Annotated in this window: 28 protein-coding genes and 2 tRNA genes; 17 read left to right on the plus strand and 13 right to left on the minus strand. The window is 59.8% G+C overall.

All coding sequences use genetic code 11. The annotated features are described in order from the left end of the window. Positions 1 to 244 precede the first annotated feature (244 nt). Positions 245 to 319: transfer RNA gene (locus AC1DUY_RS01730), tRNA-Glu, on the minus strand. A 329-nt stretch (positions 320 to 648) separates the two neighbouring features. Between AC1DUY_RS01730 and AC1DUY_RS01735 the strand changes: the two genes are divergently transcribed. Together AC1DUY_RS01735 and AC1DUY_RS01740 are read left to right on the plus strand one after the other, a co-directional pair. Continuing rightward, positions 649 to 903 carry a PilZ domain-containing protein gene (locus AC1DUY_RS01735; protein ID WP_175368958.1) on the plus strand — a complete coding sequence of 85 codons (255 nt, stop codon included), beginning with the start codon at positions 649 to 651 and terminating at the stop codon, positions 901 to 903. 12 nt (positions 904 to 915) lie between these two features. After that, entirely contained in the window at positions 916 to 1,068 is a 153-nt protein-coding gene (locus AC1DUY_RS01740; protein ID WP_089264231.1) for a hypothetical protein, read from the plus strand. A 21-nt stretch (positions 1,069 to 1,089) separates the two neighbouring features. Here AC1DUY_RS01740 and AC1DUY_RS01745 read toward each other — a convergent pair whose 3' ends face one another. From AC1DUY_RS01745 to AC1DUY_RS01760, 4 genes are all read right to left on the minus strand, one after another. Then, positions 1,090 to 1,737, minus strand: a complete 648-nt coding sequence (locus tag AC1DUY_RS01745; RefSeq protein ID WP_478111832.1) for a glutathione S-transferase family protein — start codon at positions 1,735 to 1,737, stop codon at positions 1,090 to 1,092. 330 nt (positions 1,738 to 2,067) lie between these two features. Then, entirely contained in the window at positions 2,068 to 2,517 is a 450-nt protein-coding gene (locus tag AC1DUY_RS01750; RefSeq protein WP_478111834.1) for a VOC family protein, read from the minus strand. Positions 2,518 to 2,655: 138 nt separating this feature from the next. Continuing rightward, positions 2,656 to 2,823: a hypothetical protein gene (locus tag AC1DUY_RS01755; RefSeq protein WP_244628521.1), complete on the minus strand. Its 168-nt coding sequence runs from the start codon at positions 2,821 to 2,823 to the stop codon at positions 2,656 to 2,658. 163 nt (positions 2,824 to 2,986) lie between these two features. After that, positions 2,987 to 3,511: a PAS domain-containing protein gene (locus AC1DUY_RS01760; RefSeq protein WP_478111837.1), complete on the minus strand. Its 525-nt coding sequence runs from the start codon at positions 3,509 to 3,511 to the stop codon at positions 2,987 to 2,989. A gap of 495 nt (positions 3,512 to 4,006) precedes the next feature. Here AC1DUY_RS01760 and AC1DUY_RS01765 point away from each other — a divergent pair, with 495 nt between their 5' ends. Further along, positions 4,007 to 4,192: a hypothetical protein gene (locus tag AC1DUY_RS01765; RefSeq protein ID WP_320444218.1), complete on the plus strand. Its 186-nt coding sequence runs from the start codon at positions 4,007 to 4,009 to the stop codon at positions 4,190 to 4,192. Between the two features lie 548 nt (positions 4,193 to 4,740). Here the strand turns inward: AC1DUY_RS01765 and AC1DUY_RS01770 are convergent. Beyond that, entirely contained in the window at positions 4,741 to 4,908 is a 168-nt protein-coding gene (locus AC1DUY_RS01770) for a hypothetical protein (protein ID WP_184516808.1), read from the minus strand. Positions 4,909 to 5,163: 255 nt separating this feature from the next. Between AC1DUY_RS01770 and AC1DUY_RS01775 the strand changes: the two genes are divergently transcribed. Then, complete coding sequence (locus tag AC1DUY_RS01775; RefSeq protein ID WP_081422012.1) at positions 5,164 to 5,337, plus strand: DUF3606 domain-containing protein; 174 nt, start codon at positions 5,164 to 5,166, stop codon at positions 5,335 to 5,337. Between the two features lie 82 nt (positions 5,338 to 5,419). On the opposite strand, the gene AC1DUY_RS01780 is transcribed toward AC1DUY_RS01775, so the two are convergent. Continuing rightward, positions 5,420 to 5,785, minus strand: coding sequence for a PRC-barrel domain-containing protein (locus AC1DUY_RS01780; protein ID WP_089264240.1), 366 nt, complete (start codon positions 5,783 to 5,785; stop codon positions 5,420 to 5,422). Between the two features lie 96 nt (positions 5,786 to 5,881). Further along, the gene (locus AC1DUY_RS01785; protein WP_478111840.1) at positions 5,882 to 6,127 is read right to left on the minus strand and encodes a hypothetical protein; all 246 of its coding nucleotides are present in this window, start codon (positions 6,125 to 6,127) and stop codon (positions 5,882 to 5,884) included. 255 nt (positions 6,128 to 6,382) lie between these two features. On the opposite strand from AC1DUY_RS01785, the gene AC1DUY_RS01790 reads away from it, so the two are divergent. Together AC1DUY_RS01790 and AC1DUY_RS01795 are read left to right on the plus strand one after the other, a co-directional pair. Continuing rightward, positions 6,383 to 6,598 carry a hypothetical protein gene (locus AC1DUY_RS01790; RefSeq protein WP_170849666.1) on the plus strand — a complete coding sequence of 72 codons (216 nt, stop codon included), beginning with the start codon at positions 6,383 to 6,385 and terminating at the stop codon, positions 6,596 to 6,598. Continuing rightward, the gene (locus AC1DUY_RS01795) at positions 6,595 to 6,924 is read left to right on the plus strand and encodes a hypothetical protein (RefSeq protein WP_478111842.1); all 330 of its coding nucleotides are present in this window, start codon (positions 6,595 to 6,597) and stop codon (positions 6,922 to 6,924) included. The genes AC1DUY_RS01790 and AC1DUY_RS01795 overlap by 4 nt, the downstream gene beginning before the upstream one ends. 76 nt (positions 6,925 to 7,000) lie before the next feature. Here the strand turns inward: AC1DUY_RS01795 and AC1DUY_RS01800 are convergent, their stop codons facing one another. Next, positions 7,001 to 7,318, minus strand: a complete 318-nt coding sequence (locus tag AC1DUY_RS01800; RefSeq protein ID WP_478111844.1) for a hypothetical protein — start codon at positions 7,316 to 7,318, stop codon at positions 7,001 to 7,003. A 95-nt stretch (positions 7,319 to 7,413) separates the two neighbouring features. After that, the gene (locus AC1DUY_RS01805) at positions 7,414 to 7,581 is read right to left on the minus strand and encodes a hypothetical protein (protein ID WP_439085130.1); all 168 of its coding nucleotides are present in this window, start codon (positions 7,579 to 7,581) and stop codon (positions 7,414 to 7,416) included. 281 nt (positions 7,582 to 7,862) lie between these two features. Between AC1DUY_RS01805 and AC1DUY_RS01810 the strand changes: the two genes are divergently transcribed. The 3 genes from AC1DUY_RS01810 to AC1DUY_RS01820 all read left to right on the plus strand — a co-directional run bounded on the left by AC1DUY_RS01810 (position 7,863) and on the right by AC1DUY_RS01820 (position 8,793). Next, the gene (locus tag AC1DUY_RS01810) at positions 7,863 to 8,069 is read left to right on the plus strand and encodes a hypothetical protein (protein WP_089264246.1); all 207 of its coding nucleotides are present in this window, start codon (positions 7,863 to 7,865) and stop codon (positions 8,067 to 8,069) included. Between the two features lie 161 nt (positions 8,070 to 8,230). Then, positions 8,231 to 8,479, plus strand: a complete 249-nt coding sequence (locus AC1DUY_RS01815; RefSeq protein WP_478111847.1) for a hypothetical protein — start codon at positions 8,231 to 8,233, stop codon at positions 8,477 to 8,479. A 116-nt stretch (positions 8,480 to 8,595) separates the two neighbouring features. After that, a complete protein-coding gene (locus tag AC1DUY_RS01820) occupies positions 8,596 to 8,793 on the plus strand; it encodes a DUF3606 domain-containing protein (RefSeq protein ID WP_439058427.1) in 198 nt (65 codons plus the stop codon). Positions 8,794 to 8,916: 123 nt separating this feature from the next. Here the strand turns inward: AC1DUY_RS01820 and AC1DUY_RS01825 are convergent, their stop codons facing one another. Continuing rightward, positions 8,917 to 9,417 carry a hypothetical protein gene (locus tag AC1DUY_RS01825; protein ID WP_478111849.1) on the minus strand — a complete coding sequence of 167 codons (501 nt, stop codon included), beginning with the start codon at positions 9,415 to 9,417 and terminating at the stop codon, positions 8,917 to 8,919. 126 nt (positions 9,418 to 9,543) lie between these two features. Here AC1DUY_RS01825 and AC1DUY_RS01830 point away from each other — a divergent pair, with 126 nt between their 5' ends. The 5 genes from AC1DUY_RS01830 to AC1DUY_RS01850 all read left to right on the plus strand — a co-directional run bounded on the left by AC1DUY_RS01830 (position 9,544) and on the right by AC1DUY_RS01850 (position 12,638). Then, positions 9,544 to 9,783 carry a hypothetical protein gene (locus AC1DUY_RS01830; protein ID WP_093758515.1) on the plus strand — a complete coding sequence of 80 codons (240 nt, stop codon included), beginning with the start codon at positions 9,544 to 9,546 and terminating at the stop codon, positions 9,781 to 9,783. 178 nt (positions 9,784 to 9,961) lie between these two features. Then, entirely contained in the window at positions 9,962 to 10,276 is a 315-nt protein-coding gene (locus tag AC1DUY_RS01835) for an H-NS histone family protein (RefSeq protein ID WP_068736501.1), read from the plus strand. A 104-nt stretch (positions 10,277 to 10,380) separates the two neighbouring features. Beyond that, entirely contained in the window at positions 10,381 to 11,142 is a 762-nt protein-coding gene (locus AC1DUY_RS01840; protein ID WP_089264251.1) for an SIR2 family NAD-dependent protein deacylase, read from the plus strand. Positions 11,143 to 11,335: 193 nt separating this feature from the next. After that, positions 11,336 to 11,995 carry a cold-shock protein gene (locus AC1DUY_RS01845; RefSeq protein ID WP_170849667.1) on the plus strand — a complete coding sequence of 220 codons (660 nt, stop codon included), beginning with the start codon at positions 11,336 to 11,338 and terminating at the stop codon, positions 11,993 to 11,995. A gap of 163 nt (positions 11,996 to 12,158) precedes the next feature. Then, positions 12,159 to 12,638 carry a DUF192 domain-containing protein gene (locus AC1DUY_RS01850; protein WP_478111853.1) on the plus strand — a complete coding sequence of 160 codons (480 nt, stop codon included), beginning with the start codon at positions 12,159 to 12,161 and terminating at the stop codon, positions 12,636 to 12,638. 21 nt (positions 12,639 to 12,659) lie between these two features. Here AC1DUY_RS01850 and AC1DUY_RS01855 read toward each other — a convergent pair. Both AC1DUY_RS01855 and AC1DUY_RS01860 read right to left on the minus strand, forming a co-directional pair. Then, positions 12,660 to 12,736: transfer RNA gene (locus AC1DUY_RS01855), tRNA-Pro, on the minus strand. Between the two features lie 91 nt (positions 12,737 to 12,827). Continuing rightward, a complete protein-coding gene (locus AC1DUY_RS01860; protein ID WP_439071770.1) occupies positions 12,828 to 14,012 on the minus strand; it encodes an OpgC domain-containing protein in 1,185 nt (394 codons plus the stop codon). Positions 14,013 to 14,275: 263 nt separating this feature from the next. Here AC1DUY_RS01860 and AC1DUY_RS01865 point away from each other — a divergent pair, with 263 nt between their 5' ends. The 3 genes from AC1DUY_RS01865 (at position 14,276) to AC1DUY_RS01875 (ending at position 18,367) form a co-directional block, all read left to right on the plus strand. Beyond that, positions 14,276 to 14,581, plus strand: coding sequence for an ETC complex I subunit (locus tag AC1DUY_RS01865; protein ID WP_089264254.1), 306 nt, complete (start codon positions 14,276 to 14,278; stop codon positions 14,579 to 14,581). 166 nt (positions 14,582 to 14,747) lie between these two features. Beyond that, positions 14,748 to 16,352, plus strand: coding sequence for a carboxyl transferase domain-containing protein (locus tag AC1DUY_RS01870; protein WP_089264255.1), 1,605 nt, complete (start codon positions 14,748 to 14,750; stop codon positions 16,350 to 16,352). A 2-nt stretch (positions 16,353 to 16,354) separates the two neighbouring features. Continuing rightward, positions 16,355 to 18,367, plus strand: a complete 2,013-nt coding sequence (locus tag AC1DUY_RS01875) for an acetyl/propionyl/methylcrotonyl-CoA carboxylase subunit alpha (RefSeq protein ID WP_478111856.1) — start codon at positions 16,355 to 16,357, stop codon at positions 18,365 to 18,367. Positions 18,368 to 18,398: the final 31 nt, after the last annotated feature.

Here is an 18,398-nt window from a genome sequence, read left to right on the forward strand (position 1 = left end):
CTGCGCGGCCATCGCCACCCTGCATTACGACAAGATCGGCTTTTACCCGTTCCGCAACGGAACAGGTAATTTAGGAAATCGAGGGCGGCGAGCTGCGACCCGGCCGTCACTCGACCATAATAGACCCACGTGAACAAGGCGAGAACAAAGTTCGCTGAAAACGTCCAACAAAACGTCCAACATGGCAAACGGGCGTCGGCTGCGCGCTTGATTTTGTTGGTGAATTTCTTAGGAACAAGAGCTTTGGCGCTCCCTAGCGGAATCGAACCGCTCTCTCCACCGTGAAAGGGTGGCGTCCTAACCGATAGACGAAGGGAGCAAAAAACCCCGGCCGATCCAGCGGCCCGAAATCAGGCCAAGGATACCGCGGTTCTGCACGGCTATTTCTAAAATCGCCGCAACATCAAAGCTTTAGGGCTGATCTATCGCGGGCGGCACCGACCGAAAGCAAATCAGTTTGGTGCCAGCGGCCGAACGTATAGTGACGTTTGTTCGGGTCGGCAAGTGGGCGGTGAGGGATCAGGTGGATGATCCCCATGCGCGGCGCACGGACCTTGTGCACAGGACATTTCGAACTCTTCTGCACCTCTCAACGGTTCTTAAAGCATACAGGCTTAAGGCTCTCTCCCGGGGGCGTGGAGTGATGCGATGGCAGTGACGAAAAAACGCGACACACGCCGGTCCGTACACCAGGCCGCATGGATCACGCTGGACGGTGGATTCGCGGCCCGGCAATGCAATGTGCTGGATCTCTCGGCCTCCGGCGCGAAAGTCGTCGTCGACGATCCCACGTCGGTCCCCAACAAGATGAAGCTGGCCTTCTCGCGCGACGCACGCACCGGGCGTACGTGTGAAGTGGTCTGGCGCCGCGGTAAGACGCTGGGCGTTCGCTTCATCGCATAGGGCTGCACCATCGTGCGCCCCGATATCGTCATTCCCGTATTGATGGGCTGCGCGCTGCTGTGGTGGATCGGCCGTGGTATGAACTGGTCCACGCGCCTTATCGTGGCCGCGATCACGCTGGTGGTGATCATGGGCATCCTGCTGCTCGAACGCTCGCTGAACTAACGTTCAAGCGAACGCCTGCGCTCAGGAGAGCGGCGGCGCGACATAGGTCTGGAAGCCAGGCCGTACCGAGATCGCCTGATACCAGCGTTGCAGATGCGGAAGTGCAGGGCGCGTGACACCCTCGACGCCGAACCATCGCCGCGCATAGCAACCGATGGCGATATCGGCGAGGCTGAAATCGTCGCCTTCCATCCAGGTCTGACGGGAAAGTTGCCGGTCGACCATCTCCCACAGCGCCGCATTGGCATCCGCGGCCTTCTGCAGCGCGGCCATGTCGCGGTCGGCGACGGGCGTCCGCACCAGTCCCCAGAACAACGGGCGTTCGGCCGGCTGCAATGTCGTCAGTGTCCAGTCGAGCCAGCGCTCCATCCCGGCGCGCACTTTTGGCGTGGATGGGTAGAGGGGCGATGTCGCGCCATAGGCCAGGGCGATATAGCGCATGATGGAATTGGATTCCCACAGCACGAAATCGCCTTGCACCAATGTGGGGACGCGGCCGTTGGGATTCATCGCCAGATAGTCGGCCTCGCTGTTGCGGCCAAATTGCATGCCGGCATCGATGCGCGCATAGGCGACGTCGAGTTCATGGCAGCACCACAGAACCTTTTGCACATTGACCGAATTGGCGCGGCCCCAGATCTGCAGGGATGGAGTGGGAGTCTGTGGCACGATGAACCTCGCTGGCGAATAAGCACCGCAGGTTTAGCCAGCAACGCGCCGCCATCGCAAGGCCGGTCTCGTGCTGACCTCTCACAAAGGAGCGAGCCCGCAAACGAAACAGGCCCCGCGTGAGCGAGGCCTGTTCATGGGTTCAGCTTGGGAGGCGTCAGCGACCGAAGAAGAGCCACAGCAGAATGATCACCGGAATCGGTACACCCAGCAGCCAGAGCAGAATTCCACGTCCCATTGTCTCAGCCTCCATGAAATCAGTATCGCATCAACAACGCGGCACTGCTCATGGCGTTCCACCGCTGCACCTGCAGCGATGCGTTTTGTGAGTTACCAATGTCCGGTGTTGGGCATTGACGACCATGGCTCCTGCGGCGGCAGTGCGTCGCCTTTCTGCAGCAGCTCGATGGAATGCAGATCGGGCGATCGCACGAAGGCCATCTGGCCATCGCGCGGCGGACGATTGATGGTGATACCGAGCTTCATCAACCGGTCGCAGGTCGCATAGATGTCGTCGACCTCATAAGCGAGATGACCGAAATAGCGATCCTCGCCATATTTTTCTTCGTCCCAGTTGTAAGTGAGTTCGACCAGCGGCGCGCCTCGTCCCTTGGTCTTGGCAAGTAACGCCTCGTCTTCGGCGCCGCACAAGAACACCAGAGTGAATTTCGCCTTGTCGTTGTCGACCCGGCGGACTTCCTTGAGCCCGAGCGCATCGGCATAGAATTTCAGGGCCGCATCCAGATTGCGGACGCGCAGCATGGTGTGAAGGTAGCGCATTGGGATTGTCTCCATGGGATCGACACAAGCGTGCAACCACTAGGGCAGCGGCGCTTGCCATAGCAGCTAAACAAGACAAATGGCAGATGTCGTCTTGAGAAAGAGGGCGCACCATCTGAATTGTGAAGAGCGTTGCCCTCAGGCGCTGACATCCACGATGGCGGGCGTATCGATTTCCCGCTTGTGCCAGACGGTCAAATCCTTGCGCGGCTTCTCCCACGCATATTCGTCACCGCTTTTTTGCAAATGCTGAATGGCCGCCACATGGGCGTCATCGGCGCTCTTGGCTTCCACGACGATCTCCACGGATTCCTCGACGGAGCGAACGACGACGACGCTAAAAAATTTCCTTGCCATGCGGGCATAACCGGCAGCGCAAGGCTACGTTCCCGGTGACGATGTATTAAGCCGTGACCGCAGCATTTTATCGGGAACGCTGCCGTAATGGGTAATCTCGAACCGTGCGGGATTAGGTCGGGACGATGCTGAAATGATGGTCATCGATCTTCTCCCGCGTGATGTCGACGATGGCGCCAGGAAACCGAACCGCCTTGCCCGACGAATCGAGCGTGCATTTGCCGCGCGCATAGACCCAATGCGTGTCGCCGTGAGAGACGACGCGATATTCACGGGAGAACACCTGACCGGTCGTCAGTGAGCGAGTGATAGCGGCGGCGACATCATCGATGTCGTCCGGATGAATGGCATCCAGCCAGTGTTGCAACGGCGTGCCCCGCGAGGCCAAATCCGCATTGACGCCGAACAGACGGGCGAATTTGCTGTCTGCATAGACGCGGTCATTGGCGATGTCCCAGTCCCAGGTGCCGACCAATCGATCCTGGATACTGGAATCGCCTTCATGATGACGCACGCCGCTCTGGGCGGCTTCGAGCGAAGCCATCCGCAGGATCTGCGCGAGAACTGTGTGATGGCCCGCCTGCGCCGAGATGGCGAGCTCCCTGCAGATCTCCGAGATGGGCCGACCGACAATCATCACCGCTCCCGGAACTTATTGGCCAACTGACCGTAATATTGCGTATATTGATGGGCATTCAATTCAACGTACAGGGAAAAGGTTCCGAAACCTTTCTGTACAACTTGGGAGTGTTACTCGTGTGGCGGTTTGGAAGGGCTTCGGACGAGGAGGCCTTAAAAATGGTTGTGACTTACCTCACCATTAACGAGCCGGAGCGCCGTCGCGAAATATTCGAACTCGCTGAGAAGTATGCGAAGGAGACTTGCACTCCGCCGATTTCGCAGGACAACGTCGATAAGAAGTAACAGGCCGAGGAAGTAACGAACCAGGTAGGATCGCTTCACGATGCGGTTCTGTAGTTTAGTTTGATCGCGGGAGCGCCGGAAATTAACAGTCCACAACGGCTTCGTTAAAATCCGATCTGCCAAGTAACCTTCATCGGTTAGGTTAAAACCAGAGTATGATTGCGCGGAAATAAGAGTGAGCTATTCATTTCCCATCGAGGGAGTGACCATGTCCGCTTCGTTTCACAATGCCGACAAGCCGACGCATCGACGGGTGATGCTGGTGGGATTTCTGTTCTGCACAGCCTTTGTCGCGGTGAGCTTCTTTGCACGGCCGCAGCCGACAACGGACCATGTCCTGCTGAAAGCCGACAAGCTCACTCGCACCGCCGGCCAGCCCGTGACTGCCAACTAGCCAAGCAAACCGTCAACGCTGGCTTGGCGTGGTGTTTGGGGTGAAGGGTACGATCACGCGTACGGGCTCTGGCAATGCGGGTCGCTCATAGGCGACATGCTGGGCGCCTTTATCGGCAACAGCGGGTGTCGGCTTGAGGAGCCACGGTACGAAGGCGATCATTCCGCAGACAAGCGCGACCGCGCTGAGCAGGAATACACTATTATCTTCTTCTCTCGGTCCCATGCCATGGAAACAGCGCACTGCGGCGTTCGTTCCAATGAGCTATGCGACCGCATGCAAGCGGCGAGGGAAGACCATGAGAATTGTCGCTGTTGGACTGCTGATCGCTGTCATACCGCTGCAGGCCTTCGCTGCGGCGTCGAAGAAGCCAGTGGCAACGAAGCAGAGCATGACGCCGGCACCACGAAAACCAGATCCGTGTAAGCAATACGGCGCCGGCTTCGTGCAGGTTGAGGGGACGTCGACCTGCATCAGGGTCGGCGGGAGCGTCGGCATTGGTGGGGGCGTTTCGCAATAGCGTGGATCGCCGCGGACTGGTGGCTACCTCAGACCTTCTTGTCGAGCTCGACCGGCGCCTCGGGCAGCTCGTGATGGTCGTCATAGGCTCGTTTCGCCTGCAACTGGTCCCATGCCCCCGTGCGCAATGAGAGCCGACCGTAAGGCGGCGGATTCGGCCTCAGTTCGACGGTTTGAACGACAAGGGCTGTGGACATCATCTCCCATAATGCCGCGGGGGCGATGGGGTTCTCCGAGCTCTGGAAGTGCAGTTAAAGCCGGGTTGGCGGAATCTCCGGCATTTGAACAATTGCTTGTGTGGCAGGTGAGCGGCGCCCGGAACAAGTCACAGTCGTGCATGTTTTGCACTCACCAAACGGCATATGGGACACCTTGCGTGGACGAAGATTTCAATGACGCCGGCGAGCAGCTCGCCATGTACATCAACCAGTTAATTGAAGAGGCAGACGACGATGGACGACCGGAAGAACAAGGGTCAGCCGGATCGCAGCAAGATCAACATGCACGAGGCGCATGAGGTGAAATACTGGACCCATCAGCTCGGCGTTTCCCGCGAGCAGCTGCAGGCGGCGGTGGAGAAAGTTGGCAATGCGGCTGCGGCAGTGCGCAAGGAACTGGCGCACTAGAGTGCCGATGCATCGGACTGGGTGAACAAACAAGAACGGCACCCGATCGGGTGCCGTTCTGCTGTGTGGTATATCCCTGGCGTCAGATGCCCATGGGAACGCCGTAGTAATCGTTCACCGCGCGGGCCCGCGATGTGTCAGCCCAATTCCAACTATTGTCGTTGCCGTATTTGGGAGCGTTCTCCAGCTGCTGCTGCGTTACGCCAGTGCGATAACCGCCCAGTGCGGTATCATATTTCAGCGACTGCCAGGGCAGGGGATAGTGATCGTCGCCGATGCCGAGAAAGCCGCCAAAGCTGAGCACAGCGTAGGACACCCGGCCACTCTTCTTGTCGATCATCACGCGCTCGATTGAACCGATCTTCTGGTCGTCAGCGCCGAACACTGCGGTGCCTTCGACCTTGTCGCTGCCAATCAGGTTACCTTGTTCACTTGCTTCGATGGGCATGTAGAGCCTCCCTTTTGGTTGTGTCTGGCCAACAGGTAAAAGGGAGAAACGTTCCTACGTCGTTGCCCTGCAAATGTTTTGGGACGCCCAGCGTCGTCAGCGACTGGCCACGAGACGCAGGCGCGGCTTCAGCGTATTTTGCAAGTCGTCAGCAAGCTTGAGGACCCGCGGATCGCTGGAGCGGGCTGCGCAGGTTGAGAACTGATTGACTGAGCGGACAAGAGCCTCGCGTTCCTCGCGCGTACGCGTGACATGCGGATTCGATAGGCGCAGCACCATCTGGCCAAGGCCGACGAGCAATTCATCGAGCGCCTTGTCGATCTTTGCGATCTGTTCAATCATCGCCATTACTCCACTGCTCGCACGCGTGTCCGTGCGACACCGCGTACATTCATGGAGAGGAAAGCGTCGGCTTTGCGAGCCGTTCCGATAACCGGCCCCTCATGGTGAATGAAACGTGAAGGCGGTATGGGGCGCGTTAAGGCTTCACCCGGAGCTAATCGGCGCCTTGTCGCGGGGGAGCGTAGCGAAGCGACGCGTATAGGGTGACGGCTTCATTTTGCGATGCGTCACGGGAATCATCTTGTCGCGTCCGTTGTGTTCATCGAAAGCGCGAAGCCGCTCTCTGATGAATTCGGGGTGCGCCGCGTGAAAGGCCTGAAGCTGGCGGGCGAGCTGCGCACGGCGATAGCGAATGGGCATCATGACGCACCTCCGGTCTGGAACCCGAGCGGTGAAATCTTACAGGCCCTGAAACCAACAAAAAAGCTTGGCGTTATTTGGCCGGTGGTGAACAGAAAGGGTATCACATGAAAAAAGCAGCATTGATCCTGGCCACTGTCGCAGCCATCGGCACGACCGCCGTGACGGCGCCTGCTGAAGCGCGCGGATGGGGTAGAGGTTGGGGACCGGGTCCCGCAATCGGCTTTGGTATTGCCGCAGGTGCGCTGGCCGCGGGGGCCTATGGTGCGTACGGACCGTACGGATACGGATATGGCCCACGCTATTATGGCTACGGTCCCGGCTACGGATATTACCGACCGCGCTATTACCGACCGGCCTATTATGGCGGTTACTATGGTCCCGGCCCCTATGCCTATGGTGGGCCGCGCTACTATCGTAGCTACGGCTATTGGTAGGGGCTGAACAATATCAGGGCCCGGAGCATTGCTTCGGGCCTATTGCGCTGCACGCGCAGTGACTCGCAGATCGTAGCTAGTGCCGCACACGGCGCTCCTGACGGGGCGTCACGAACTCGTTCCAGTCGGTGGCCCGTACCTTTTCGATCGTGGTCTCGTAATAGTCTTCGCGTTCGCGCTGAAACTTTGCCTGTTTCTCGCGAAATTCTGCTACCCGGCGTTCCATGTCGGCGCGTGCCGCTGAAATTCTTTCTTCGTTCATTCTCTTCTCTTCGTTTCGCTCCCCAAGGAGAGCATCGATGCCGAATGCGGCATCAATCCGATCTTTGCAAGGCGACCGGTGGATAAGTCGCAGCGCGCGACGCTCACGCAAGCTCAGATCGATCTCCCGCACCGAATCACCGGCAAAACAAAACCTCGCATCACCGCTGTGAAGCGAGGTTGGATATTCCAGCGCAGACGTAACGCCGTCGACGCCAAAGGGTTCCGTTATTCAACACTCTCCAATGCGAGCGCCTGTTCGAAATCCCGCATCCGCGCGTTGACCCAGTCTTCGTCCTGACAACTCAACAGCAGCATTTCTCGTTCTGCCTTGCGGCAGAATTCCGGATCCGGATCGATGCTTTTCCAAAGGTCGATACGTGCCTGCAAATCCATGTCAGTCTCCCTGTTTTCCAGCCGCGTATGCCCCGCCAACCCGGCGATTCCTGTGACGTCCCGATAAAACATTGGCGAATGATGTTCTCTGTTTGTTCTAGTTCAGGTCAGCCATTCTGTCCATCGGGATCTCGCTGCGGCAGATTGGAATGCACGGAAACTCCCCAGGGAATGGTGCGATCCGGGGTCCCGATTTTGATCGCGATGGAGAGTGTCATCGTCATCGGCTATAAGGCCGCTCGCTCGGGGCCTTTTGCTTCGGCGTCTGTCAGGAGAGCTGCATGAGCAAGCAGGCAATGCGCGAAGAGGCCGAGCGTCTGATCCGCGAGACTATGGAGCGCAAGGCGCTGGTGGTGAAGCAGGGCGACACACGGATTATGACGACCTGCGGCAAGTGCGGCGCGGCGAACAAGGTCTCGGCGCCAAAGGGGGTCGCGCGGGTGTCTTTCACCTGCAAGGAGTGCGGTCACGAGCAGGTCACGCTCTGACCCTATGCTGAAACCGGAAATCGGCGCGAAAATTGCTTTGTGTTTCGCGGTGGTCCGGGCCAATAATTGCGGTAACGGCTCGGGGAGAGCCGACTGCAAAAATTGAAGGGCGTGAACGATTACCCTTGGACCGGTACGTATTTGCTGTGTTGGGGACGACCATGCGTTTTTGGGTTTTGGGGACTTTCGGAATTTCTCTGGTGGCGTTGGCCACACCTTCCGCCGCTCAGTCCATTCGGACAGCTGAACCGCTCATCCTGGCGCCTTACGAGAGCGCGCTGGTCCATGACGGTTCATGTGCCGCTGGCAAGATCTTGAAGGTCACTGGCGCCATTCGCGGCCTGCGCCGCAAAAAGCTTTGCATCCCGCTCAATGAGATCCAGGCCTCCCTGGGCTCGGTGGTTCAGTAGCCGCTCGCTGCAAGGCTTGCTTTGGCTGGACGACTTTCCGAGATTGCATCAATCGCCTGTTAACGTTGGAGTGTGCACTCGCTTGGGCTGTACGGGCGACGTGTTACCCTGCCGGCATGATCAGTCTCGTCCCAGTCGCCGCCGTCCTGGCGTCCGAACGCGGCGTCCGGCCGGCGCCGGTGATCGATTCCAGTGACGCTACCCAGCGCGACTACTGGGCCTATCGGCTGAGCGTCTCGCCGACCGAATTGAACGCCGCGATCGAAAAGGTCGGCTCTTCGGTTGCCGCCGTGCGGCGACACCTCGGCAAATAACCCGAACCGACAGACCGTCTCCTCACGTTGAAGCTCTAGCAAGCCGAAGCCCGCAAGGCGAAAGCCCCGCCGGGGGAGGACGGGGCTTTCTGAAAACAGAGCATCGGGGAAACTGCTCCGGCTTTACAACCGGTCGCGCCCGGAATCGTTCCGCAGCGTTGTTCGGATACGCGTCTGCATGGCTTCGTAATAGACGTCGCGCTCGTGGATCATCTGGGCTTGGCGAGCCTTGAACGACGCAACGCGCTTGAGGATCTCGGCCCGTTCAGATGGGCCCGAATAGAGTGGATCTCTCCGGGCAGGAGTTGGCACGTTGGTAGGAACTGCAACAGGAATGTCCTGCGAACTGCGCTCTGAGGTTTCAATTGCTGCGTTCGCCGCATGTACAATCAGAGCAGGAGCCATCAAACGATCTGCGTCCACGGTGGCAGGCGAGGTGACGGTTTCCGCTGAATAGGACGCGTGCGACGGCGCGTGGCTCGGCGGTTGCCAGATGTTCAGTCGCTGGGCCGCGACCGGATGCGCTGCGGCGACTTCCTGTACGAATGCGAGCGTCTGCGCGACCAGCCGGTCACGCTCTTCTTTCCAGGATGCCATGACGCGTTTCCCCAATCCCGCATCCATTCTCTGCGAAGCGTGAGCTCGACGTCAATTGAATTGCATCCATCATGATGTCTTCGGTGGATGATCGCGCTGCCGCGCTTGCGGCCCATGGATGTTACCGCTAGTTCGGAATAAACGGAGATTTCCATGGCCAAGATCGATCTGGACTCACTGAGCATCGAGGAACTTGCGGCACTGCGCGATCATGCATCCGACAAGCTGGCGGAAAAAGTTGCTGCGCGTCAGGCTGAGCTCGAAGCCGAGCTCGATAAGCTCGCGCAGTACGGCAAGTCCGTGAAGAAGTCTCAGGCAACGCCTGTGGCAAAGCCGAAGAAGGACGATCTGCCGAAGAGTGAGCTCTCCGCCGATGTTTCGCGAGCTGCATAAAGATTTCGCAAATCGGTATTTAACTACTGGAGGGCGGAGCGCATTTCAGCTTCGCCCCGATATTTGATTTTGATGTGGTGTTTTGACACCGTCCGCATTTCATTTAATTGACGCTCGCTGGCGCGTATTTTGCGCGCCTTGGGGAAGGAGTGCGGACGTATTTTATCGGAGCTTATTTATGCCGACCCTTGATATCAAATCTCTTTCGGTTCCCGAACTCCTCGCATTGCGGGAGGATATCGACAAGCAACTGCAAGCCCACCGCGCCGAATTGCAGGCGCAACTCGCACAGATCAGAAGCGTCGACGGCAAAACCAGCCGCGTCAAAGGCATCAAGGTTCCGGCGAAGTATCGCCATCCCAAAACGGGAGAGACCTGGACCGGGCGCGGCGGTGTTGCGGGCTGGCTCGCGAAGGAGATCGCAGCCGGCCGCAAGCGGGAAGACTTTTTGATCGACAAGCCCGCCAGGAATGGGCGCGCCAAAGCGAAATAGATCCTGGAAACGTGGCGACGAAGCAAAACATGCGTTGATCCCGGCATGGCACCGGATCCCGGTCTGCGGCATTGTCGTTGGATCACTTCCTCTCGGACCTTCCAATGATTGCAACTGACCTTCGCACTGGCGTGGATCGTCTTGGCGAGATGATCGCCGAAGCCAGAACCATCGTGCCGTTCACCGGCGCGGGGATCTCGACCGAAACGGGCATTCCCGACTTTCGTTCGCCTGGTGGCTTGTGGACCCGTAACCGGCCAATTCCGTTCGACGAGTTCGTCGCCAGTCAGGATGCGCGCGATGAAGCCTGGCGCCGGCGCTTTGCGATGGAAGAGACATTCGCTGCCGCCAAGCCTGGTCGCGGGCATCGCGCACTCGCCTCGCTCTACAAGGCTGGCAAGATTCCTGCTGTGATCACCCAAAACATCGACAACCTGCATCAAGCGTCCGGCTTCAAGGCTGACGCCGTGATCGAGCTGCACGGCAATACGACCTATGCGCGCTGCATCGGTTGCGCGAGGCGCTATGAGCTCGATTGGGTGAAGAGCAGATTCGATTCCGAAAGACAGGCGCCAGACTGCACGGTATGCGGCGAGCCCGTGAAGGCTGCGACGATCTCATTCGGTCAGGCGATGCCTGAAGATGAGATGCGTCGCGCAGCTGAGCTATCGCAGCACTGCGATCTGTTCATTGCGATTGGATCGTCGCTCGTCGTGTGGCCCGCAGCGGGATTCCCGATGATGGCGAAACATGCCGGTGCACGCCTTGTCATCATCAACAATGAGGCGACCGAGCAGGACGATCACGCTGACCTTGTCATTCGCCATGATATCGGCGAAACGCTCGGACCATTCGTCGGAAATTGATGCGCATCTGATTCGTTTGAGCGCAAGCTGTTCATAGCTGTCACTGTGTTCGTTTTTTGTCTTTGCTGATCAGGCGACAGTGTTATCTTCGAATCGAAAGATTCGCACCGCGCCATCGTGAATTAGCTTCGATGGGGCATGTGAGATGGCGCTGACAGGGCTGACAGCGCAAATGATAGTGGGATCCGGGGCCATGGGGTCGGACGCATTTGAGTCCAAGCGGTTGGGGGGACTGATTCCCGGAGCGGGTGGTCCGCGACCAGGGAATGAGCTTTCAGGCAACGCAAGCCGCGACGCACTCGACCCCTTTGCGGGTGTCGGCGAAGGCAACGCCGTCGATCTCGTCGAGATCAGCGGTGTTATCAAGTGGTTCGATGCTTCCAAAGGTTATGGCTTCATCATTCCTGACAATGGCGCAGCCGACGTGCTCCTGCATGTGACCGTGCTTCGCCGCGACGGCTACCAGACGGCCTATGAAGGTGCCCGTGTGGTCGTTGAATGCACCCAGCGGTCCAAGGGCTATCAGGCTTTCCGCGTTGTCTCGATGGACGAGTCGACTGCCATCCATCCGGCGCAGATGTTGCCGCCGCGCACTCATGTCAGCGTGACGCCTACCAGTGGCCTCGAGCGGGCGCAGGTGAAGTGGTTCAACCGGCTGCGTGGCTTCGGCTTCCTGAGCTGCGGCGAAGGCACGCCGGACATCTTCGTTCACATGGAAACCCTTCGCCGCTTCGGCATGACCGAGCTGCGTCCCGGCCAGTATGTGCTGGTGCGCTTTGGGCCCGGCTCCAAGGGCATGATGGCTGCCGAGATCCAGCCCGAAGGCGGTACGCCGGGTCTTTCGTCGCACTAAGCCGTCCACGGTTTTCCAAGTTTCTTGCAGGTTTCCTGCCAGCCTTGCCGTCGAGGGCTATCACGCGGCTGTGCATCACGACCGTCTGGCGCTGGCACGCGTCGTCAGGCTAGGGTCGCGCCGCCCGGCATCCTGACCGGGCTCTTTGCGTGGATTGCCCTTCATGAGTCTGTTTCGCTTCGCCGCCCGCTGCCGCCTCTCGATGCTGGCGGTGATCGCCGCTCTGGCCCTTGTCGGCCCTTACAAGCCAGCCGCAGCCGCCGAATTCCAGCCGCTCGAAATCGTCACCAAGTCGGGTGTGCGGATGTTCTCAGTCGAAATCGCCAAGACCGACGAGGAGCGTACGACCGGTCTGATGTACCGCAAGGAGCTCGCGGATGGCCGCGGCATGCTGTTCGACTTCACGCCGGAGCAGCAGGTCTCCATGTGGATGAAGAACACCTTCGTTTCGCTCGACATGGTCTTCATTACCGGCGACGGCCGGGTGCTCCGGATCGCGGAGAATACCGAGCCACAGTCCCTCAAGATCATTTCATCGGGAGGCCCGGCACGGGCTGTTCTCGAAGTGGTCGCAGGCACCGCCAAAAAATACGGAATCGCGCCGGGAGACCAAGTGGTCCATCCGCTGTTCAAGAAGCGCTAAGTCATTGAATATTATGGGGGATGGTCGGGGCACTAGGATTCGAACCTAGGACCTGCGGTACCCAAAACCGCCGCGCTACCAGGCTGCGCTATACCCCGACGATGCGGTGTCGATACACGCTTAGGCCGGGGGCAGCAAGGCATCTGCCGGCGATTTCTCGCCTGTCCCGCACCATGTTCGACAACGGGTCTATTCTGCGGCTTTCGACGGCGATGCCTGCTGTTCTGACGCTGCGGGCGCAGCCGGCTTCGGCAACGGCTTGTCCTGCTTCTTCGACCACGAGATGTAATAGGCCACGCAGGTCATGATGCCGATGCCGGCGGCGCTGACGAATATTTGCGCCAGCAACGAGCCAGACGACATCATCAGCTGGAAGTGGCCGACGAAGGACAGGAACACGCCGACGCAGAATACGGCGAGCGACTGCTGGCCGCATTTGATGAGCGGCTGAAACACCGGCCACTCCAGGCCTTTCCATTCTTTCGGCACGAAGCGGGTGACGAAGAAGGCGATGATCACGAAATGCAGCACGCGATAGGGCGCGAGGTTGGTCTTGTCGTTTGGATTGAACGCGTCGAACAACCAGTCCGGCATGATCATGTGGCCGGTGTCCGGGAAGCGACCGGCCATGGTCATGACAAGCGAGAACAAGAGATAGGCGATGCCAAAATACAGCAGCACCTTGGAACGGATCACCGAGCGTGACTCGAGCGCGCCGCCGAGCGCGAACCAAGCGCCGAACACGAACAGCAATTGCCAGGTGAATGGGTTGAAGTACCAGACGCCGTAGGGATAGGCGGGCAGATTCCAGCCGAACTGGCGGGCTGCGAAATACAGCGCCAGCGACGCGAGCATCGTCAGATCCGGCTTGCGCAGCATCATCCACAGCACCGGCGGGAACAGGCCCATCAGCACAATATAGAGTGGCAGCACGTCGAGATTGAGCGGCTTGAACTTGAGCAGCAGACCTTGCGTCAGCGTCTGGATCGGATTGTCGACCAGACCGGCAACGTTGAACTCGTTGATGATGTCGGGGTCGTTATAGCGCTGCGCCACATAGCCGATGGCGGCGATGTAGATCACGAACAGGATAACGTGGGCGACATAGAGCTGCCAGACCCGCTTGGTGAGGCGTGTAGCGCCGACGATGAAGCCGCGCTCCAGCATCATCTTGGCGTAGACAAAGGACGCCGTGTAGCCGGAGATGAAGACGAACAGGTCGGCGGCGTCGGAGAAGCCATAGTTCCGGGTGGTGACCCAGTTCACCACATTGTCGGGGATGTGATCGAGGTAGATCGCCCAGTTGGCGATACCGCGGAACAGGTCCAGCCGAAGGTCTCGGCCTTTGGGGGGAAGGATGGCGTGAATATCCATGGGTGCCGCTTCAGGAGCCCTTCGTGATGCCGAATTGCGAGATCAGATAGACCGCTTCGTGCCCCGATTGTCACGACGCCGTGGAACGAATATACACAATAACGAAGCCGCCAAACGACGGAATCACGGATCAAATTCGTGACAATTGGATATACCAGCCCCGCCGTTTTCACCAATTTGTCGCAGTGTCGCAGCTGACCAAGGCCGATCCCGAGACGCTAATCCCGAGACGAAGGCCCATCCTTAAAAGGCTATCGCATTCCATGACCGCACGTATCTTCAAAGCCCCCAAGAATGCCATGCAGGCAGGCCTTGCCAAGACCAAGGACTGGCAGCTCGATTATGAGCCGGAGCAGGCGCGGGTGATCGAGCCCCTGATGGGCTGGACGTCGTCCGGTGACATGAAGCAGCAGCTGTCCATCCACTTCGACAGTAAGGAAGAGGCGGTCGCCTACTGCGAGCGCGAAGGCATTGCCTATCAGGTGATCGAGCCCAAGGTGCGTGCGCCCCGGACCATCGCCTATGCCGACAATTTTGCGTTCCGCCGCTCGGAGCCATGGTCGCACTGACGACCGGTTTGCGGGCAAATCAGCCCCCGTAACGCTCCAAATCTCACCCTGACTAGCACCGAAAGTTAGGGTTGCGTCCCGCCACGACGGGGTGACACCATCATGGCAGGCCCGTTGCCGGGCCGCCGTGCAAACAAGAAACAGACCCTGCAGGAAACGGAAGCCGATGTCGCTTCGCTCCACGATCGATCCCACCTCGGCCGAGTTCAAACGCAATGTCGATGTGATGAAGGCGCAGGTTGCCGAGCTCAAGGACAAGCTCGGTGCGGTCGCCGGGGGCGGCGGCAAGGCGTCCCGCGCCAAGCACACCGCGCGCGGCAAGATGCTGGCCCGCGAGCGTGTCGATCTGATGATCGATCCCGGCACGGCCTTCCTCGAACTCTCGCCATTGGCCGCCAACGGCCTCTATGGCGGCGATGTCCATTCCGCCAGCGTCATCACTGGCGTCGGCCGAGTGTCGGGCAGGGAGTGCATGATCGTCGCCAATGATGCGACCATCAAGGGCGGCACTTACTATCCGATGACGGTGAAGAAGCATCTGCGCGCGCAGGACATCGCACGGCAGAACAATCTGCCGTGTATCTATATGGTGGACTCCGGCGGTGCGTTCTTGCCGCAGCAGGACGACATCTTTCCAGATGAGCGCCATTTCGGCCGCATCTTCTACAATCAGGCGCAGATGTCGGCGCAGGGCATTCCGCAGATTGCTGTCGTGATGGGCTCTTGCACCGCCGGCGGCGCCTATATGCCGGCGATGTCCGACGAGAGCATCATCGTGCGCAATCAGGGCACGATCTTCCTCGGCGGTCCGCCGCTGGTGAAGGCCGCAACCGGCGAGGTTGTCACCGCCGAAGAACTTGGCGGCGCGGATGTGCATTCGCGGCAGTCTGGCGTCACCGATCACTACGCACAGAACGATGGTCACGCCATCGGCATCGCGCGAAAAATCGTCGCGACGCTGAAGCCACCACAGCGGGCCACACTGAACATGCAGGCGCCCCGCGATCCCGTATACGCGGCTGAAGAACTCTACGGTGTCATTCCTGCCGACGCGCGCAAGCCATTCGACATGCACGACATCATCGCGCGCATTGTCGACGGTTCCGAATTCGACGAATTCAAGAAGCTCTACGGCACGACTCTAATCTGCGGCTTCGCGCATATCTGGGGCTTCCCGGTCGGCATCATCGCTAACAACGGCATCCTGTTCAGCGAGAGCTCGCTGAAGGGCGCGCATTTCATCGAGCTCTGCTGCCAGCGCAACATCCCGCTGGTGTTCCTGCAGAACATCACCGGCTTCATGGTCGGCAAGAAATACGAGGCCGGCGGCATTGCGCGTGATGGCGCCAAGCTGGTGACAGCTGTCGCCACGGCCAACGTCCCGAAATTCACCGTGGTGGTCGGCGGCTCCTACGGCGCCGGCAATTACGGCATGTGCGGCCGCGCCTACAGCCCGCGCTTTCTGTGGATGTGGCCCAATGCCCGTATCTCGGTGATGGGCGGTGAGCAGGCAGCGATGGTGCTGAGTCAGCTGCGCCGCGACAATATCGAAGCCAAGGGAGGCACCTGGTCGACCGAAGAGGAGGAAGCGTTTCGCAAGCCGACACGCGACCAGTTCGAGACCCAGGGCAGCCCGTATTACGCGACGGCGCGCCTCTGGGATGACGGCGTGATCGATCCCGCAGATACGCGCCTGGTGCTCGGACTTGGTTTGTCAGCGTCGGCCAATGCGCCGATCGAGCCGACGCGCTTCGGCCTGTTCAGGATGTGATGATGGCCAAAGCCGAAATTTCAAAAGCCTTATATCGCCGCTTTCGCACGCTCCTGATCGCCAATCGCGGCGAGATCGCCTGCCGCGTCATCCGGACGGCGCGCGCCATGGGCTTGCGCACCGTCGCGGTCTATTCCGAGGCAGATGCCAATGCGCTGCATGTCGCGGAAGCCGACGAGGCCGTGTTGATCGGCCCGGCGCGTGCGCGCGACAGCTATCTCAATATCGAGCGCATTCTCGAAGCTGCAAAGAAGACCGGCGCCGAGGCGATCCACCCCGGTTACGGCTTTCTCTCCGAGAGCGCCGAGTTCGCGCAGGCTTGTGCCGATGCCGGCCTGATCTTCGTTGGACCTACTGCGGAGATGATCACTGCGATGGGCTCGAAGTCGGGCTCCAAGGCGCTGATGGAGAAGGCTGGCGTGCCGCTGGTGCCGGGCTTCCATGGCGAAGCGCAGGACGACGCGACATTGGCCAAGGCAGCCGACAAGATCGGCTTCCCGGTTCTGGTGAAGGCCTCAGCGGGCGGCGGCGGGCGTGGCATGCGCGTGGTGCGCTCGGCTGTTGAACTGGCTCCGGCCATCGTCAGCGCCAAGCGCGAAGCGAAGGCAGCGTTCGGCGACGACCGCATGCTGATCGAGAAGTATGTCGACAATCCCCGCCACATCGAAGTGCAGATCGTCGGCGACAGCCACGGCAATCTGGTCTCGCTGTTCGAGCGCGAATGTACGTTGCAGCGACGGCATCAGAAGGTGATCGAAGAGGCGCCGTCGCCGACGTTGAACGGCGCGCAGCGTGAGGCGGTTTGCGCGGCTGCACGCAAGGCCGCAGGCGCGGTGAACTATGTCGGCGCCGGCACCATCGAATTCGTCTCTGACGGCAAGGACGTGTTCTTCATCGAGATGAACACGCGCCTGCAGGTCGAGCATCCCGTCACCGAACTGATCACCGGCGTTGATCTGGTCGAGTGGCAGCTCCGCGTGGCGTTTGGCGAAAAGCTGCCGCTGACGCAAAGCGAGATCAAGCTCAACGGCCACGCCATCGAGGCGCGGGTTTACGCCGAGAATCCGCACAAGAATTTCATGCCGTCGGTCGGCAGGATCAGCACCTGGCGCACGCCCGCGGAAACCAACGGTTTGCGCATTGATGCCGGCTATCGCGAGGGCGATGCGGTGTCGCCGAATTACGATGCCATGCTCGCCAAGGTGATCGCTTGGGCGCCAACACGCGATGCAGCGATCAACCGGCTCAATCGTGGGCTGGAAGAAACCGATATTCGCGGCATCGTCACCAACACGCCGTTCCTATCGGCGCTTGTGACGCATCCGGATGTGCGTGCCAACACCATCGACACCGGCTTTATCGAGCGTGAATTGAAAGTGTTGACGCCGGACTCGGCGGCGCCTAGCGCTCTCGAACTATGCGCGGCCGTCGCCGCCATCGTCGCAAGCGAAGAGCAGGCAGCACGGGCTGCCGGTACCTCGCCCTGGCTGACGGCTGGTTGGATGCCGGTCGGGCGTCGCCAGCGGGTGTTCAAATTCAAGCATGGTTCGGACGAACAGCGCGTGACGTTGAATTACGGCAGCGGTCCTGCGACGATTTCGATCGGCACTCGCGAGCTGGGGTTTGAGACGGCTGCGGCCGATGACGGGCATTTCGATCTGACGCTGGACGGAGCGCGCTCGCACATCGTTTCGGTGATCGAGGGCCACGAACTCTACCTGCGTACGCGTCACGGCCGTTTCGACATGCATTGGGTCGATCCGTTCGGCGGCGACGATGAAGAGCAAGTCGGCGAGGACAAGATCGTTGCGCCGTTGCCCGGCACCGTGGTGGCCCTGCTGGCCGAGGAGGGCGCGACCCTTGAGAAGGGCGCGGCCATCCTGACCTTGGAAGTCATGAAGATGGAGCAGACATTGCGTGCGCCGTTTGCCGGCGTGCTCAAGCGCATCAAGTGCAAGGTTGGCGATATCGTTGGAGAAGGCGTCGAGCTTGCGGAAGTCGAGCCGAGCGCCTGATCCTCTGAAAGACACGTGAGATTGAAATTGG

The organism is Tardiphaga sp. P4_G1 (assembly GCF_056401215.1).

Bases quoted from the DNA above. Each gene is read 5' to 3' on its own strand.
- AC1DUY_RS01735 (WP_175368958.1), top strand. From the start codon at position 649: ATGGCAGTGACGAAAAAACGCGACACACGCCGGTCCGTACACCAGGCC.
- AC1DUY_RS01750 (WP_478111834.1), bottom strand. From the start codon at position 2,517: ATGCGCTACCTTCACACCATGCTGCGCGTCCGCAATCTGGATGCGGCC.
- AC1DUY_RS01760 (WP_478111837.1), bottom strand. From the start codon at position 3,511: ATGATTGTCGGTCGGCCCATCTCGGAGATCTGCAGGGAGCTCGCCATC.
- AC1DUY_RS01765 (WP_320444218.1), top strand. From the start codon at position 4,007: ATGTCCGCTTCGTTTCACAATGCCGACAAGCCGACGCATCGACGGGTG.
- AC1DUY_RS01770 (WP_184516808.1), bottom strand. From the start codon at position 4,908: ATGTCCACAGCCCTTGTCGTTCAAACCGTCGAACTGAGGCCGAATCCG.
- AC1DUY_RS01775 (WP_081422012.1), top strand. From the start codon at position 5,164: ATGGACGACCGGAAGAACAAGGGTCAGCCGGATCGCAGCAAGATCAAC.
- AC1DUY_RS01780 (WP_089264240.1), bottom strand. From the start codon at position 5,785: ATGCCCATCGAAGCAAGTGAACAAGGTAACCTGATTGGCAGCGACAAG.
- AC1DUY_RS01785 (WP_478111840.1), bottom strand. From the start codon at position 6,127: ATGATTGAACAGATCGCAAAGATCGACAAGGCGCTCGATGAATTGCTC.
- AC1DUY_RS01795 (WP_478111842.1), top strand. From the start codon at position 6,595: ATGAAAAAAGCAGCATTGATCCTGGCCACTGTCGCAGCCATCGGCACG.
- AC1DUY_RS01805 (WP_439085130.1), bottom strand. From the start codon at position 7,581: ATGGATTTGCAGGCACGTATCGACCTTTGGAAAAGCATCGATCCGGAT.
- AC1DUY_RS01810 (WP_089264246.1), top strand. From the start codon at position 7,863: ATGAGCAAGCAGGCAATGCGCGAAGAGGCCGAGCGTCTGATCCGCGAG.
- AC1DUY_RS01815 (WP_478111847.1), top strand. From the start codon at position 8,231: ATGCGTTTTTGGGTTTTGGGGACTTTCGGAATTTCTCTGGTGGCGTTG.
- AC1DUY_RS01820 (WP_439058427.1), top strand. From the start codon at position 8,596: ATGATCAGTCTCGTCCCAGTCGCCGCCGTCCTGGCGTCCGAACGCGGC.
- AC1DUY_RS01825 (WP_478111849.1), bottom strand. From the start codon at position 9,417: ATGGATGCGGGATTGGGGAAACGCGTCATGGCATCCTGGAAAGAAGAG.
- AC1DUY_RS01830 (WP_093758515.1), top strand. From the start codon at position 9,544: ATGGCCAAGATCGATCTGGACTCACTGAGCATCGAGGAACTTGCGGCA.
- AC1DUY_RS01835 (WP_068736501.1), top strand. From the start codon at position 9,962: ATGCCGACCCTTGATATCAAATCTCTTTCGGTTCCCGAACTCCTCGCA.
- AC1DUY_RS01840 (WP_089264251.1), top strand. From the start codon at position 10,381: ATGATTGCAACTGACCTTCGCACTGGCGTGGATCGTCTTGGCGAGATG.
- AC1DUY_RS01845 (WP_170849667.1), top strand. From the start codon at position 11,336: ATGGGGTCGGACGCATTTGAGTCCAAGCGGTTGGGGGGACTGATTCCC.
- AC1DUY_RS01850 (WP_478111853.1), top strand. From the start codon at position 12,159: ATGAGTCTGTTTCGCTTCGCCGCCCGCTGCCGCCTCTCGATGCTGGCG.
- AC1DUY_RS01860 (WP_439071770.1), bottom strand. From the start codon at position 14,012: ATGGATATTCACGCCATCCTTCCCCCCAAAGGCCGAGACCTTCGGCTG.
- AC1DUY_RS01865 (WP_089264254.1), top strand. From the start codon at position 14,276: ATGACCGCACGTATCTTCAAAGCCCCCAAGAATGCCATGCAGGCAGGC.
- AC1DUY_RS01870 (WP_089264255.1), top strand. From the start codon at position 14,748: ATGTCGCTTCGCTCCACGATCGATCCCACCTCGGCCGAGTTCAAACGC.
- AC1DUY_RS01875 (WP_478111856.1), top strand. From the start codon at position 16,355: ATGGCCAAAGCCGAAATTTCAAAAGCCTTATATCGCCGCTTTCGCACG.